This window comes from Mesonia aestuariivivens, from assembly GCF_019311235.1.
GTDB classification, from domain to species: Bacteria; Bacteroidota; Bacteroidia; order Flavobacteriales; family Flavobacteriaceae; genus Mesonia; species Mesonia aestuariivivens.
On the sequence record NZ_JAHWDF010000006.1, the window covers coordinates 161,720 to 176,884 of the forward strand.

14 protein-coding genes are annotated in these 15,165 nt (G+C 32.6%); 8 read left to right on the plus strand and 6 right to left on the minus strand.

Features of this window, described 5'->3' with window-relative positions:
- Positions 1-3: 3 nt before the first annotated feature.
- From KW502_RS07630 to hemA, 5 genes are all read right to left on the minus strand, one after another.
- Complete coding sequence (locus tag KW502_RS07630) at positions 4-657, minus strand: uroporphyrinogen-III synthase (RefSeq protein ID WP_219039954.1); 654 nt, start codon at positions 655-657, stop codon at positions 4-6.
- Positions 635-1,339 carry a potassium channel family protein gene (locus KW502_RS07635; RefSeq protein WP_219039955.1) on the minus strand — a complete coding sequence of 235 codons (705 nt, stop codon included), beginning with the start codon at positions 1,337-1,339 and terminating at the stop codon, positions 635-637. The genes KW502_RS07630 and KW502_RS07635 overlap by 23 nt, the downstream gene beginning before the upstream one ends.
- 12 nt (positions 1,340-1,351) lie before the next feature.
- Entirely contained in the window at positions 1,352-2,881 is a 1,530-nt protein-coding gene (locus KW502_RS07640) for a TrkH family potassium uptake protein (protein WP_369412518.1), read from the minus strand.
- 215 nt (positions 2,882-3,096) lie between these two features.
- Positions 3,097-4,011, minus strand: coding sequence for a hydroxymethylbilane synthase (gene hemC, locus KW502_RS07645; protein ID WP_219039957.1), 915 nt, complete (start codon positions 4,009-4,011; stop codon positions 3,097-3,099).
- 1 nt (position 4,012) lies between these two features.
- Positions 4,013-5,269, minus strand: coding sequence for a glutamyl-tRNA reductase (hemA, locus tag KW502_RS07650; RefSeq protein ID WP_219039958.1), 1,257 nt, complete (start codon positions 5,267-5,269; stop codon positions 4,013-4,015).
- Between the two features lie 204 nt (positions 5,270-5,473).
- On the opposite strand from hemA, the gene KW502_RS07655 reads away from it, so the two are divergent.
- The 8 genes from KW502_RS07655 to KW502_RS07690 all read left to right on the plus strand — a co-directional run bounded on the left by KW502_RS07655 (position 5,474) and on the right by KW502_RS07690 (position 14,464).
- A complete protein-coding gene (locus tag KW502_RS07655) occupies positions 5,474-6,376 on the plus strand; it encodes an AraC family transcriptional regulator (RefSeq protein ID WP_219039959.1) in 903 nt (300 codons plus the stop codon).
- An 88-nt stretch (positions 6,377-6,464) separates the two neighbouring features.
- Positions 6,465-7,502: a ferrochelatase gene (hemH, locus tag KW502_RS07660; RefSeq protein ID WP_219039960.1), complete on the plus strand. Its 1,038-nt coding sequence runs from the start codon at positions 6,465-6,467 to the stop codon at positions 7,500-7,502.
- Positions 7,502-8,875, plus strand: coding sequence for an MATE family efflux transporter (locus KW502_RS07665; RefSeq protein WP_219039961.1), 1,374 nt, complete (start codon positions 7,502-7,504; stop codon positions 8,873-8,875). The genes hemH and KW502_RS07665 overlap by 1 nt, the downstream gene beginning before the upstream one ends.
- Positions 8,876-8,892: 17 nt before the next feature.
- The gene (locus KW502_RS07670; protein ID WP_219039962.1) at positions 8,893-9,444 is read left to right on the plus strand and encodes a CopD family protein; all 552 of its coding nucleotides are present in this window, start codon (positions 8,893-8,895) and stop codon (positions 9,442-9,444) included.
- A gap of 61 nt (positions 9,445-9,505) precedes the next feature.
- Positions 9,506-10,960, plus strand: coding sequence for a sensor histidine kinase (locus KW502_RS07675; protein ID WP_219039963.1), 1,455 nt, complete (start codon positions 9,506-9,508; stop codon positions 10,958-10,960).
- A gap of 4 nt (positions 10,961-10,964) precedes the next feature.
- The gene (locus KW502_RS07680; protein ID WP_219039964.1) at positions 10,965-11,747 is read left to right on the plus strand and encodes an enoyl-CoA hydratase/isomerase family protein; all 783 of its coding nucleotides are present in this window, start codon (positions 10,965-10,967) and stop codon (positions 11,745-11,747) included.
- 53 nt (positions 11,748-11,800) lie between these two features.
- Positions 11,801-13,324: a hypothetical protein gene (locus tag KW502_RS07685; RefSeq protein ID WP_219039965.1), complete on the plus strand. Its 1,524-nt coding sequence runs from the start codon at positions 11,801-11,803 to the stop codon at positions 13,322-13,324.
- A gap of 69 nt (positions 13,325-13,393) precedes the next feature.
- The gene (locus KW502_RS07690; protein WP_219039966.1) at positions 13,394-14,464 is read left to right on the plus strand and encodes a PA0069 family radical SAM protein; all 1,071 of its coding nucleotides are present in this window, start codon (positions 13,394-13,396) and stop codon (positions 14,462-14,464) included.
- Here the strand turns inward: KW502_RS07690 and KW502_RS07695 are convergent.
- The gene (locus tag KW502_RS07695) at positions 14,461-15,117 is read right to left on the minus strand and encodes an HD domain-containing protein (protein WP_219039967.1); all 657 of its coding nucleotides are present in this window, start codon (positions 15,115-15,117) and stop codon (positions 14,461-14,463) included. The two genes, KW502_RS07690 and KW502_RS07695, sit on opposite strands and share 4 nt — an antisense overlap.
- Between the last annotated feature and the right edge of the window lie 48 nt (positions 15,118-15,165).

Genomic DNA, 15,165 nt, shown 5'->3' on the forward strand with positions numbered 1-15,165 from the left:
ATCTTATTTGTTAATTTTAAATTCTTTTACTACCTGAACGATCACGTTTTCAATAGTTGGTTGGTTGGCAACTCTAATCGTTGAGGTATATTTTTTTGCTTCTTGTGCGGTTGTATTGCCAATACAAAAAGCGATTTCATTTCTGCTTTTATTCAATTTAAAAAAACTTTTTACCGCACTTGGACTAAAAAACAAAACTCCATCAAATTCTTGTTGAAATTCTTTTGGGTTTAGTTTAGTCTGATACACTTCAATTTCATTAAATTGAATTTGATGTTGTTGAAGTAGTATTGGTAATTCATCTCTTCGTTTATTTCCGCAGAGAAAAGTAAATGATTTCTCGGCATGTTTTTTTATAATTTGATCTGCTAATTCTTTTGCGTTATTGGCTTTTTCTATAATAGAAATATTTGCCTCTTCTACTATATTTTCAGTTTTACTGCCTACTACAAAAGCCTGATTAATAGTTGTTTTTTCTTTTATTGCCAACCAAGCATTTTTACTGGTAATAATGGCATTTTCAATATACTTAGGAAGTTCTGTTTTTTTATTGAATTTAACTTCAATTGCACTATAATTTACCCAAGCAATGTCTGCATTAAATAATAGTGATGCTTGACTTTGGGTTAGTTTTTTAGTTATCAGAACGGTTCGCATCTCTCTCTAAGTATTTTTGAATGTCACTGTTTTTACCAAAAACCACTAATACATCGTTACTTTGAAATACGGTTTCTGGTTTGGGCATACCAATTACTTCTTTCTTGCTCGATTTTCTGCCAATAATATTACTGTATTCTTTTTTGCGTAAAATGGTAATGATGTTGAGGTTGTATTTACTTCTAAAGTTAGATTCGATTAAATCTTTATTGACCAATTCATCACAAACTGAGACTTCAGAAACTAAATAATCATCATCAATTTCAAAATTATCTATACTTCCTTTTAAATTTATTTTTTTAGTTAATCGTTCTGCAAACTCTTGTTCTGGGTGAATAATTTGATCTACTCCCATTGCTTCTAGAATTGTATCTTGTATAGGAGAAGAAGACCTTGCCACTATGCGTGCTTCTGTGATTTTTTTAATAATTGCAGTGCTCATTAGAGCAGCACCATCTTTTTCACCAATAGCAACAATGGCCAAATCTGTGCTTTTTAAAGGTAGCGAATGGTAAGCGTTTTCGTTAGTAGCGTCTATGGCTACCGCATGAGAAACCTTATCTTTAATAAGTTCTATTTTTTCGATATCTCTGTCTGCAACGATTACTTCATTACCAGAATCTGCTAAATGTATTGCCAGTGACATTCCAAAATTTCCTAAACCAATCACTACTACCTTCATCGTTGCTAACTTTTAGTTAATTAAAATATTTTCTTTAGGGTAAGTATATTCTTTTGTATTTACATTTTTAAGAATACCTATCATTAAGTTTATTAGACCTATTCTTCCAAAAAACATCAGAAAAACGACTACATATTTACTAGGATCGCTTAATTCTGAAGTGATACCCAGTGATAATCCTACGGTGCTAAATGCCGAAAACACTTCAAACGCAATTTCTAAAAGTGTGAATTCAGGATTAAAAATAAGTAATAGCAAAATACCTAAACCTATAGATGCTAATGAAATAGACATAATGGCGAAAGCTCTTAATACCGATTCTTTAGCTATTCTTCGTGTGCCAATTTCTATATTCGATTTGTCTCTTGCAATAGAAAAAATATTCATGGTTGCAATAGCAAAAGTTGTTGTTTTAATACCACCTCCAGTAGATGCGGGTGAAGCCCCGATCCACATTAAAAAGATCATAAATAAAATACCGGGAACGGTGAAATTTCTCATATCAACCGTGTTGAAACCAGCCGTCCTAGAAGTTACCGAAGAAAACATAGCCGTAGTAAATTTTCCGAATACAGTTTTATGTTCGCTTAAAAAGGTGTTTTGTTCTGAAAAGAGGAAAAAAGCTGTTCCTGCAACAATTAAAATAAGCGTAGTATAAATTACAATTTTTGTATTGAGGGTAATTACTCGAGAGATAAATTTTTTACGATTTCTATTGAATAAATTATAGATAAATTGCTTTACATATTGAATAAAATTTGACGCAATATTATAACCCAATCCTCCAAAAACAATTAAGGCCATCACCACCCATTGCATGTAATAATTATAACGTAATGATTCTTCAAAAAGTCCTGCAGAAGAAAGCGAAAAACCTGCGTTACAATAGGCTGAAATGGCATGAAAAACAGCAAAAAACCCCCTATCTTTAAAGCTATCAATTCCCTGAAGTGATGAGTAGATAAACAAAGCTCCTGCAGCTTCTAATACTAATGAGAACAACACAATACTCATAGCTACCTGCATAATACTATTAAGGTTTCCTTGACCTAGAATATCTTTCATATACAAGCTTTCTTTAAAAGAAGCACCGCTCTTAAAAAAATAAGCAAAGAAAGAAGTAAATGTTAACATGCCTAAACCTCCAATTTGAAAAAGCACCATAATAATGGTCTGCCCAAATGGGGTAAAATCTTTAGCGGTATCTAAGACAATAAGTCCAGTAACTGCTGTAGCGCTAGTCGCTGTAAATAAAGCATCTGTAAAATTAATTCCGTGAGTTGTAGCAGCGGGCAGCATAAGTAAAAATGTTCCTGCCAAGGCAATAAGCGCAAAACTTCCTACAAATAAAATTGCCGGATTAAAGTAAATACTATAAATACGGCGCATTAAGAAGCTTAATCTAATGAAGAAATAGAAAAGTAAGCCATATTCTATAACATATCTTTCTTTAAAAAATGTATCTAGAAGAGAGCCTTCGTAATGACTAACAATAGAAAAGACTTCTAATGCGACTAACAGTAAAAGTAAAATTAAATTCACCTTAGCTGTTTTTTTTATTTTAAGTGAACTTTTAAAATTCTTGTATTTATGAATATTAAAAGCAATAAGGGAAAGCAGTAATACTGGGAGTGCAATTAGCTTATATGTTCTAAAGTCTTTAAAACTCTGAAACCCGAAATCAATAACTAAAAAAGCAATTAAAAACAGGTCTAAAAACCAGACAATGATATTAGATCGGGTAATTTTTTTTAGCATTAAGCATTTAATTTAGACTTGATGTCGATCATCAATTCTTTTCCACCATTTGAAAGTATAGAATTTGCTGCTTTTTCTCCCTGATTTTTGTAATTATTTAAGGGAAAAGAAACTTTTTCTTTCAGTTTTATTTTTCCGTCTAAGCTAAATAGAGCACCTGTAAATTCAACAGTATCATTTGTGATGGTTGCTAAAGCTCCAATAGGGGCGGTACAACCACCTTCTAGCACGCTAAGAAATTCTCGTTCAATCTCTACACAAATTTCGGTTGGTGTGTCATTTAACAGCGCAACTGCCTCTTTACAAAATGCATCATTTTCTTTAGCTACAATAAGCATTGCGCCTTGAGCGGGAGCAGGGATCATCCAGTCAAGATTAATAAAGTTTTCAGGCTTTAAATTAATACGCTCTAAACCGGCAGCGGCAAAAATTGCTCCGTTCCAATTGTTATCTTGTAATTTTTGAAGTCGTGTGTTTACATTACCGCGCAAATTTTCTACTTGGTGGGTAGGGTAGCGATTAAGCCATTGGGCTTTTCTACGTAAGCTTCCGGTAGCAATAGTTCCTTCTGTAGCAAGAAAATCTAAACCTTTATGAATAAGAATATCTTTTACATTTGCTCTTGGCAAAACAGCTCCCTGAACTATCCCTCGAGGCAATTTAGTAGGCACATCTTTCATAGAATGTACGGCAATATCAATTTGATTTTTTACCATAGCCACATCTAAAGTTTTGGTAAAAATCCCAGTGATTCCCATTTCGTAAAGTGGTTGATCTAAATTTAAATCTCCAGTAGACTTTACGGGGAGCAATTCGGTTTTATAGCCTAAAGCCTCTAATTTAGATTTTACGGTATTGGCTTGCCATAATGCCAGTTCACTATCGCGGGTACCTATTCGTATTGTTTTATTCATCTTATTTGGAAACTTCGTCTAACTGAAAAACTTTTTTGATAAGCTCGAGGCTTTCATCGGTAGAATCGGAACCATTTTTTAAATGGCTGGCAAATTGATTCATGATTTTTTGAATAATGCGATTGCTTACAATTTCTGCATGTTCATTATTAAAATCGTTTATTTTTTTTCGCTGAAAGTCTAACTCAGCATCTTTCATTTCGCCAAGTTTAAGCTTTAAAGCTTTTATGGTAGGAGCAAATTTTCTGGTTTCTAACCAAGCATTAAAATCTGCTTTTACTTCTTCTATAATTTTTTTTGCTTGTGGAATGTGTTTTTTACGATTCTCTAAGGTTTGATCTGTCATTTTAGAAAGATCATCTAAATGAACAAGAGTTACATTCTCTAAATTGGCTACATCGGCGGCAACATTTTTAGGAATAGAAAGGTCTAAAATTAATAACTCTTTCTTGCAGTAAATTAATTCTTTAGAAATCGTTGGATTTTGTGCTCCTGTAGCAACAATTAAAATATCTGTATTTCTAATTTCTGCCTGAAGTTCTGCATGATCTTTAACGATTAAATTGAATTTCCCCGCTACCTTTTCAGCTTTATCTTTGGTACGGTTAATAAGCGTGATGTGATCATTTTGAGTATGCTTAATTAAGTTTTCACAGGTATTTCTGCCTATTTTTCCCGTTCCAAAAAGTAAGATATTTTTTTCTGAAACGTTTTCAACTTCATTTAAAATATATTGAACCGAGGCAAAAGAAACCGAAGTGGCGCCAGAAGAAATTTCCGTTTCATTCTTAATGCGTTTACTCGCTTGAATTACAGAATTTAACAATCGTTCTAAAAGAGGCGTTGTCATTCCTGAATTTTTAGAAATGGTAAAGGCATATTTTAACTGACTTATAATCTCAAAGTCTCCTAAAATCTGACTATCCAACCCAGTGCCCACTTTAAAAATATGAGCGATTGCTTCTTGTGATTTGTATACGTAAGCTACTTTTTCAAATTCTTCTACTGTGCCACGTGTATGCTGGCAAAGTAGTTTAATAAGCTGAAAAGGATGCTGTGCAAAACCATAAATTTCGGTTCTGTTACAGGTAGAGGTAACTAAAATTCCGGTAATCCCTTCTTTTTTAGCGTCTTGAATAAGAGCATGTTTTTGATCTTCATCTAAACTAAAATGACCTCTAATTTCTGCATCTGCTTTTTGGTAGCTTAAACCAATTGCGTAAAAAGTAGTATGTTTATTGATATGTCTAGTAAGCATTAATGAAAAAAGCCGTGATTCGTTTGCAAATTTAATCGTTAAAGAATTGCAAAAACAACGACAGAAGTACTTTTATTGTCGATAGAAGTTATTTTTGAGTATAAAGGTCTATATTTGTTGAGTTTGACATACTTTTGTAGCAATGACAGAAGTTTGAAAACGCTTATTTTAGAACGAGTCTAAATAAAAAGAGAGTTAAAAGAGATGGGAGATATAGATAAAAATAACGCTAAAAGTACTTTTCGTAAGGTTACTATAGAAGATAGTTTTAAGATTCTAACCTATCAAAATAATACAGATTCTTTTAAAGTTTTAACAGAAGAAACCCATCGTGATTTTATTCAATTTCATTTTTGTTTAAAAGGCAATGCAAAATTTAAATTTAATGAAGGAAACTACGCATTAGATTTAGGAGATGAGAAAGCTTTATTGTTGTATAACCCAATTAAAGATTTGCCTTTGCATTTAGAAGTTGCTCCAAAATCTTGGATGGTAAGTGTATTGGTCTCTATTCAAAAATTACACTCTTTGTTTTCTGAAGAAGCAGATTATATTCATTTTCTTACCGAAGAAAATATGGGTAAAAAGTATTATCAAGAATTAAATGTAAGTCCTTCAATGGCTGTTGTTTTAAGTCAGATTTTAAATTTTAATTTGCACCCTTCTGTCAAGAAAATTTATTTAAAAGGAAAAGCTTACGAGTTAATAGGCTTATACTTTAACCGTCCTGAAGAAGCAGATATAGAACAATGTCCATTTTTGGTAGATGAAGAGAACGTACGAAAAATTAGAAAAGCCAAAGAAATTGTGATTAACCGTATGGCAGAACCGCCTTCTTTGCAAGAGCTTTCTGATGAAATAGGTTTAAGTTTAAAAAAACTAAAAGAAGGTTTTAAAGAAATTTATGGTGAAACTGTTTTTGGTTTTCTTTTTGACTACAAAATGGATTATGCTAGAAAGTTGCTAGAAACTGGACAACATAATGTGAATGAAGTAGGACTGCGTGTGGGTTACAGTACGGCAAGCCATTTTATTGCCGCATTTAAAAAGAAGTTTGGGACAACCCCAAAAAAGTACATTATGGCTTTACCTATTTCTAATTCATAAAATTAAATAGAAATATAGAAAACTATAATAGTTTATCAGCTTTACGCTGAAGATATAGTTGTATTTTTGTAACTGAAAAAGAAAAAATATGAGCAAAGGAGTTTTAATGGTAAATTTAGGCTCTCCTAAAAGTACCAATCCTAAAGACGTAAAAAATTACCTTGACGAGTTTTTAATGGATGAACGCGTAATAGACGTTCCTTATTTATTAAGAGCTTTTATCGTTAAAGGTATTGTACTTAATACAAGACCTAAAAAATCTGCTGCTGCTTATCAACGCATTTGGTGGGATGAGGGTTCACCATTAATTGTACTTTCAGAGCGTTTGCAAGAAAAAGTAGATAATTATACTGGTGTACCCATTGCTTTAGCGATGCGTTATGGCGAACCTTCCATTAAACAAGGATTGCAAGAATTGGTCGATAAAGGTGTAGATGAAATTTTATTAATGCCACTTTACCCGCAATTTGCAATGGCAACTACGGAAACGATCTTGGTATTAGCAGAAGAATTACAAAAAGAATTTTTTCCGCAGGTAAAATTCACCACGCTTCCTCCATTTTATAATCATCCAGATTATATTAATGTACTTTCTAGAAGTATTGCAGAGAAACTAGAAGGCGTAGATTACGAGCATTTATTGTTTAGTTATCATGGCGTACCAGAGCGGCATATAAAGAAAAGTGATATTACTAAATCTCACTGCCAAATAGATGGTAGCTGTTGTCAAACCGCTTCACCTGCACATCAGTTTTGTTATCGCCATCAATGTAAAGAAACCACCAAGCAAGTAGCAGAAGCGCTACAGTTAAAAGAAGGAACTTTTAGTACTTCGTTTCAATCTAGATTAGGTTTCGATCCATGGTTACAACCTTATACTGATAGAACCATCGAAAAATTTGGACTAAACGGAATGAAAAAAATGGCCATTGTTTCTCCTGCTTTTGTTTCTGATTGTTTAGAAACTTTGGAAGAATTAGGCATGGAAGGAAAAGAGATATTTGAAGAAAATGGAGGCGAAGAATTTACACTCATTCCTTGTTTAAACGATCGCGAAGATTGGGTGAAAACCTTAAGCCGTTGGATAGACGAGTGGGCTACACAACCTGAAACTCAAAAAGCTTAATGCCAAAAGTAGATTCTTCCGCCCTAGGCAAAGAACCCATTAGCAAATTGTTAATCAAACAGTCTGCTCCCGCTTCTATTGGTATTCTAGTGATGTCGTTAAACATTCTAGTAGATACTATTTTTGTAGGAAACTGGATTGGCTCTATAGCGATAGCTGCAATTAATGTAGTTTTACCTATTTCCTTCTTTATTGCAGCTTTAGGGATGGCAATAGGTATTGGAGGCTCTTCTATGATTTCTCGTGCTTTAGGCGCTAACGATCAAAAGAAAGCGCTAAAAACTTTTGGAAACCAAATCACCTTAACCATCTTGCTAACCACCAGTTTTGTGGTGGCAGGATTGTTATTTGTTAACGATCTGATTCCGGCTTTTGGTGGAAAAGGAGATATTTTTGAACCTGCAAAAATTTATTACAAAATCGTATTGTACGGGGTTCCTATTTTGGCGCTCAATATGATGGGAAATAATGTAATTAGAGCAGAAGGCAAGCCAAAGTTTGCGATGATTGCGATGATAATTCCTTCCGTAGGAAATTTAATTGCAGATTATTTTTTAATAAATGTTTTTGATTTAGGAATGGCAGGCGCAGCTTGGGCTACAACAGGTTCTTATGCGGTATGTTTTCTTTATGTACTTTGGTTTTTTCTTTCTAAAAATTCTGAATTAAAAATTACATTCCATCATTTTGGCTTAAATAAAAAAATCTTAAAAGAAATAGGTGCTTTAGGCTTTGTTACTCTTGCGCGTCAAGCCGTGGTAAGTATTACTTATTTATTAATGAATAATATTCTCTTTAAACTTGGCGGTGAATCCTCGGTAGCGATTTATGCCATTATAGGGAGAATGCTCATGTTTGCTTTATTTCCTGTATTGGGAGTTACGCAAGGGTTTTTGCCAATTGCAGGCTACAACTATGGAGCTCAAAATCCTAAACGAGTAAGAGAAAGCATTAATAAAGCAATAATGTATGCAAGTGTTTTAGCCTTGGTAGTTTTTACGGTGATTATGATTTTTCCGAAAGAAATTGTATCGGTATTTACTAAAGATGAATACATTTTAAAAGAAACTCCAAGTGCTATGCGATGGGTTTTTGCAGCTATTCCAATTATTGCATTACAATTAATAGGTTCAGCATATTTTCAGGCGATAGGGAAAGCTGTACCCGCACTTCTACTTACATTAACTAGGCAGGGCTTTTTCTTTATTCCGTTAATACTCATATTGCCTAATTATTTTGGTGAATTAGGCGTTTGGATTTCCTTTCCGTTAGCAGATGTGATTTCAACTATCGTTACTGGGTTTTTCCTGAATCGGGAAGTTCGACTTCATTTAAAACCTAGTGAAATGCAAACAACATCTATTAAATATTAATTACTTTAGCTCTTATTATGGCTGAATATTATAATTATATAAAATCACTTCATCTTATTTTCGTGGTGACTTGGTTTGCGGGTTTGTTTTACATTCCGCGTTTATTTGTTTACCAGATAGAAGCTTTTGCGAAGCCTTCGCCTGATAAAGAAATTTTGGGAGAACAATTAAAAATTATGGCCAAACGTCTTTGGCTTATTATTACTTGGCCGTCTGCCATTTTAGCAACCATTTTTGCGGTATTGCTTCTAATTATTCAACCAGTTTGGTTGCAGCAAGGTTGGATGCACGTAAAACTAACATTTGTGGTTCTACTTTTTGCTTATCATTTAAAAACTCACCATATATTTAAGCAACTTCAACAGGATGTGGTAAAATGGACATCCAACCAGATGCGTTTATGGAATGAAGGAGCAACTATAATTCTGTTTTCGGTAGTATTTTTAGTAATTTTAAAGAATTCTATCAATTGGATTTTTGGCGTATTGGGAATTTTTGTTTTGGCAATAATACTCATGTTAGGCTTTAAAATCTATAAACGTTACAGAACTCGCGAGCCTAAAAAATAAATTGGCGTTAATCTTGTAGTTGGTAGCGTATTAATAAGATAGATTTATTTTTAAAATAACTATGAAAATTTTTAAACGCTCTTTACGCACTCGTATCTTCTTTAGTATGATCTTTTTGGTATTGGGCGCTTCTATTCTCATTGCTGGGGTTACTATAATTCAATATAAAGATGAAGCAATAGCTTACCAGAAAGATAAGTTAAAGCGAAAGGAAGCTTCTATTCGGGCAAGTATCAATTATGAAATAAAACATACTACTTACGAGGTAAACACAAAAAATATCCCTTGGATTTTTAAAGACAAAATCTACGAGCTTCAAAACATTCACGGTACAGAAATTAATATTTATAATTTAAAGGGGAAGTTATTAAAATCTTCTAAAGCTACTTTTTTCAGAGACAGTTTGAGTACAAAAATGTCTGCTAAGGCTTTAAAAGGTTTAGAAGAATCTCAAAGCAATCGTTTTGTGCAACATCATTCTGGCGGTGTAAAAGGAGATTATCAATCTTCTTACAGTTATATCACCGATCAGTATTTTAAACCTTTAGCAATCTTAAATCTACCAAAAATTGAAGACGATGGTTTTGTAGATACGCAGCTAAAAAGTTTTCTTTCTATTTTGGCTCAGGTTTATATTGTAATGATTATTGCGGCCATCTTGCTTTCTTATTTTTTATCTAAATACATTACTTCTTCCTTAAAAGCGGTGAGTGAAAAAATTCTCGCTACTCGATTAGACAAAAAAAATAAAAAAATTAAATTAAAAGATGCCTCAGAAGAAATTAGATCGCTGGTAAAAGCTTACAATTCTATGATTGATGAATTAGAAGAAAGTGCGGTGAAACTAGCGAGAAGCGAACGTGAACAAGCTTGGCGAGAAATGGCTAAGCAGGTAGCTCACGAGATTAAAAACCCATTAACGCCAATGCGTTTAAGTGTACAAAGCTTTGAGCGAAGATTTGATCCTCAAGATCCAGATAGTAAAGAAAAATTAAGAGAATATAGTTCAACCTTAATTCAGCAAATAGATACGATGAGTTCTATTGCTTCAGCATTTTCAAATTTTGCAAAAATGCCAGCACAACAAAATGAAGAACTTAACGTGCCAAAAATTGTAAAACTCGGTTTAGATATTTTCAACGAAGATTATATTTATTTTGAAACTGAAGCTGAAGAAATTCTGGCAAAATTTGACCGTACGCAGTTAATTAGGGTAGTTACCAATTTGGTAAAAAATGCCATTCAAGCTTTAGAAGAAACAGAGCAGCCTTTAATTGAAGTCGCAGTAAAAACCGAAGAACAAAATGTAGTTATCTTGGTGAACGATAACGGTCATGGAATTTCAGAAGAAAATAAAGAACAAATATTTGAGCCTAAGTTTACCACTAAATCTAGCGGAATGGGCCTAGGCTTAGGTATTATAAAAACGATTATCGAGGCTTTTCAAGGAAGTATAAATTTTACTTCAGAAGAAGGAAAAGGCACTACATTTATTGTTAAATTCCCAAAAAAATAGAATTATGAGTTATCAAAATATTTTAGTTGAAACAGAAAATTTTATGACTACGGTTACGATTAACCGTCCTAAAAAGCTAAATGCATTAAATCGTGAGACCTTAGGTGAAATTCACGATGCTTTTGTAGAATTAGAAAGTGATGAAAAAACAAAAGTAATCATCATCACCGGAAGCGGAGAAAAAGCGTTCGTAGCGGGAGCAGATATTTCAGAATTTGCCAATTATACTGTAGAAGAAGGAAAAAATTTAGCCGCTCGTGGTCATCAAGAAGTATTCGATTTTATAGCGAATTTTAAAAAACCAGTAATTGCTGCTGTAAATGGTTTTGCTCTTGGTGGTGGCCTAGAACTAGCAATGGCTGCGCATTTTAGAATTGCTAGTGATAATGCAAAATTGGGTTTACCAGAAACATCATTAGGTGTAATTCCAGGCTACGGTGGTACACAGCGTTTACCGCAATTAGTAGGGAAAGGTCGTGCGATGGAAATGATTATGACCGCCGGAATGATAGACGCCAATCAAGCGTTACAATACAACTTAGTGAATCACGTGACAGCACAAGAAGATTTAATAGAGCTTGCAGAAAAATTAGCAGGTAAAATTTTAAGAAACTCTACGGTAGCTATAGCTCAAGCGATTGAAGCAATTAACGCTAATTATGAAGTAGGAGTTAATGGTTTCGAAAAAGAAATTGAAGGCTTTGGTAAAAGTTTTGGCACCGAAGATTTTAAAGAAGGAACTTCAGCATTTTTAGAAAAACGTAAAGCAGAGTTTCCAGGAGAGTAAATATTTCAATTAAAAAAGCCAGAATTTTCTGCTTTTTTTATAATTAAAGTTTAATGAAAACCAATGTACTATTGCTTTTTCTTTTGTTTTTTACAATAAAAAACATTGAAAGTCAAGAGCTGAATCTTCATAAAAGTGAAGTGTTTAAAGATATAGGTAGAGATTCAAGATTAGCTTTTTATGATGAAGATAATTCTGGAAATACTTTTGTTTTACGTAAGTTTTATGGAGGAATAGATAGAAAAGTAAGAATCTACCTGCTCGAGCGTTACGATTCAAAATTAAATAAAAAGGAGTCAAAAGAATTTCTAGAGAAAAATATTAAAGAATTATTTGTTAAAAATGGTTACTTGCATTTAATTTTATTGGAAGATGAAGGGAAAAATAAAAAATTTAATTATAAAGTATTAAGGTCTCCCGTACAGAAGTTTGATTTCGAGTCTTTTAAGCTATTCTTGGATAAAGATGCTATGCTTGCACATACAGTAGATGTAAATAAAAATTCTCTTACTACCAATTACTTCAATGAAACACATAATGGATATACTGGAGAGGTAATGATCTCTAAGAATAAAAATTTTATTGGATTAAACCTTCAATTAAATAATATAAAAAATGAAACAAACCGTATTGCTGTCTTTAATTTAAATTTTGAGAAAATTTTTGAACATGAAGTTCAACAAAATTTGAAAGATAAAAGGTATGAGTTTAATTCTTTTTTAATTGATGATGTAGATGGATCTGTTTATTTTTTAGGAAAATATAAACCTAATTTTTTGCAGAAAGTTAAGTTGAGTAACGAGGAACCCTTTAGTTTTAATATGTTTAAAATTAATAAGGATAGTGAACAGGTTCTTGAGTTCAAAACAGGAGACAATTTTATTTCATCTTTAAAATTATTAGAATCAGACAATAAATTGATGTGTGTTGGTTTGTATTCTACGTCTGAAAATAAAGCGACCAAAGGAATTGCTTACTACCAGATTGATAAAAATAGCCTTAGTGTTCACGAAAATAATTTTTTAGAATTAAAGAGCAAAAACATAAAAAATTTAAATCTTAAAAAGGTATTAGTTGATCAAGATGAAAATTTATATGTTGCTGCTGAAGAGCGCTATGTAGTCGGTACCCCTGCTCCTGGCTCTCAGTTTAGCGTTCGCTCTAGTAATCAATCTTTTCATTTTGATAACATACACTTTGCTAAAATAGATAATAAAGGAGATTTAGATTGGTATTATCAGTTGCATAAAAGCCAGTCAAGCTCAAGAAATTACTTTGTTTATTTTTCTTACTTATTCAATTTGATAGATAATAAACCCTATTTAGTTTTTAATTCAAATCAAAAAAAAATATTGAAAGATGGTGAGTTAAATATTAGAAGTACTAGCTTAGATAAAATGTTTTTATACGCTTTAGTTTTTGATCAAAATGGCGAGTATAGTTTAAAACTACTAGATCACGATAAATCTAAAAAAATTACCTTTAAGACTTTACAAGGCTTAGTTAATAAAAATTCTTTTCTTTTGGAAGGAGACTTTAAAAAGAATAAACAAATTCTAAAACTTAAACAAGGTTAAATTCCATAAAAATGGATTTAATCCGATTAAATCAGTTAACTTTGACATAGCAATAAGTTAAAGTTTTTTATGCCTAATAATTACATCAAAGGTCGAGGAGCACAACAAAATGTGCATAATAAATTTGAAAAGTTACAGCATACTACAGATGCTGAATTTTTAGAATATTGCTTTAAAGAAGGAGAGGAAGCAAACGATGTTAAAACTAGATTTCAAGATGTTTTCCCAAAAACCATCGTGAATAAAGTAACTAGTCCAGATGTAGCGATGGAGTATTCTTTAAATCCTTATCAAGGTTGTGAGCATGGGTGCATTTATTGTTATGTGAGAAACTCTCATGAATATTGGGGCTACAGCGCTGGTTTAGATTTTGAAAAACAAATCTTGGTCAAGAAGAATGCTCCTCAACTCTTAGAGCAAAAATTTCAGCAGAAAAAATGGGAGCCTACTGCCATTGTTTTTTCAGGAAATACAGATTGTTACCAACCCGCAGAAAAAAAGTACCAGCTTACTCGTGAGTGTCTTAAAGTAATGCTGAAATATAAACACCCTACAGGCATTATAACTAAAAATAGTTTAGTACTTCGTGATCTCGATATTTTAAGAGAATTGGCAAAGCTGAATTGTATTCGAGTAAGTATATCCATTACCTCTTTAGAAGAAGAAACCCGACGTATTTTAGAACCAAGAACAGCGACAATTAAGCAACGTTTAAAAACAGTGGAAAAATTAACTGCGGAAGGAATACCAGTTAATGTGATGGTTGCTCCAATAATTCCGTTTATAAATAGTCACGAAATTTTACCCATTGTAAAAGCGGTAAGTGAAGTAGGAGCGTATTCTGTAGGCTATACGATCGTAAGGTTAAACGGAGCAATTGCTGAAATTTTTAAAGATTGGATTGAAAAAACTCTACCCGATAAAGCTGAAAGAGTTTTGCATCAAATTGAAGCTTGCCACGGTGGAAATTTAAACGATAACAGATTTGGTACCCGGATGAAGGGAGAAGGTGAATTTTCTAAACAAATAGTACAACAGTTTAGAATAGCTAAAAGAAAATACCTGAAAAATAGAAAAATACCTGAAATGGATACTTCTCATTACCTTCAGCTTAAAAACCCGCAGTACAAGTTATTTTAAATTTTTCCTTCCCATTCTGCATAAAATTGCTCGAGAAAAGTTTCCATAAATTGATGGCGCTTTTCGGCTAATTCTTTACCTTTTTTAGTATTCATACGATCTTTTAATAAAAGAAGTTTTTCGTAAAAATGATTAATAGTAGGGTTATCACCTATTTTATATTCTTCTTTTGTCATATTTAATTGAGGTGCAATTTCGGGATCGTAGAGCTTACGATTTTTAAAACCAGCATAATTAAAAGTTCTAGCAATACCGATTGCTCCAAGCGCATCTAAACGATCTGCATCCTGTACGATCGCCAATTCTTTAGAATGAAATTTTTGCTGAAAATTACCTCCTTTAAATGAAATATTTTCAATAATCTTAATTACGTGTTCCATAACATTTTCATCTGCTTGTATAGATTCTAAGAAGTCTTTAGCTTTTTTAGGGCCAACAGACTCATCACCTTGATGAAATTTAGCATCAGCGATATCGTGTAGTAAAGCACCAAGAGCGATAATTTCAAGATTTACATTTTCATCTTTCGAAATGAGTAGTGCATTTTTATAGACTCGCTCAATATGAAACCAATCGTGCCCACCTTCTGCATTAGCTAATTCAGATTTCACAAAAGATTTTGTAGCGTTAATTATTGGAGTTTCTGTTGTCATATTTCTTTGTTTAGCTTCTTTATAAATTACAAAAAAAATTAGTTTTTT

Bases quoted from the DNA above. Each gene is read 5' to 3' on its own strand.
- KW502_RS07630 (WP_219039954.1), bottom strand. From the start codon at position 657: ATGCGAACCGTTCTGATAACTAAAAAACTAACCCAAAGTCAAGCATCA.
- KW502_RS07635 (WP_219039955.1), bottom strand. From the start codon at position 1,339: ATGAAGGTAGTAGTGATTGGTTTAGGAAATTTTGGAATGTCACTGGCA.
- hemC (WP_219039957.1), bottom strand. From the start codon at position 4,011: ATGAATAAAACAATACGAATAGGTACCCGCGATAGTGAACTGGCATTA.
- hemA (WP_219039958.1), bottom strand. From the start codon at position 5,269: ATGCTTACTAGACATATCAATAAACATACTACTTTTTACGCAATTGGT.
- KW502_RS07655 (WP_219039959.1), top strand. From the start codon at position 5,474: ATGGGAGATATAGATAAAAATAACGCTAAAAGTACTTTTCGTAAGGTT.
- hemH (WP_219039960.1), top strand. From the start codon at position 6,465: ATGAGCAAAGGAGTTTTAATGGTAAATTTAGGCTCTCCTAAAAGTACC.
- KW502_RS07665 (WP_219039961.1), top strand. From the start codon at position 7,502: ATGCCAAAAGTAGATTCTTCCGCCCTAGGCAAAGAACCCATTAGCAAA.
- KW502_RS07670 (WP_219039962.1), top strand. From the start codon at position 8,893: ATGGCTGAATATTATAATTATATAAAATCACTTCATCTTATTTTCGTG.
- KW502_RS07675 (WP_219039963.1), top strand. From the start codon at position 9,506: ATGAAAATTTTTAAACGCTCTTTACGCACTCGTATCTTCTTTAGTATG.
- KW502_RS07680 (WP_219039964.1), top strand. From the start codon at position 10,965: ATGAGTTATCAAAATATTTTAGTTGAAACAGAAAATTTTATGACTACG.
- KW502_RS07685 (WP_219039965.1), top strand. From the start codon at position 11,801: ATGAAAACCAATGTACTATTGCTTTTTCTTTTGTTTTTTACAATAAAA.
- KW502_RS07690 (WP_219039966.1), top strand. From the start codon at position 13,394: ATGCCTAATAATTACATCAAAGGTCGAGGAGCACAACAAAATGTGCAT.
- KW502_RS07695 (WP_219039967.1), bottom strand. From the start codon at position 15,117: ATGACAACAGAAACTCCAATAATTAACGCTACAAAATCTTTTGTGAAA.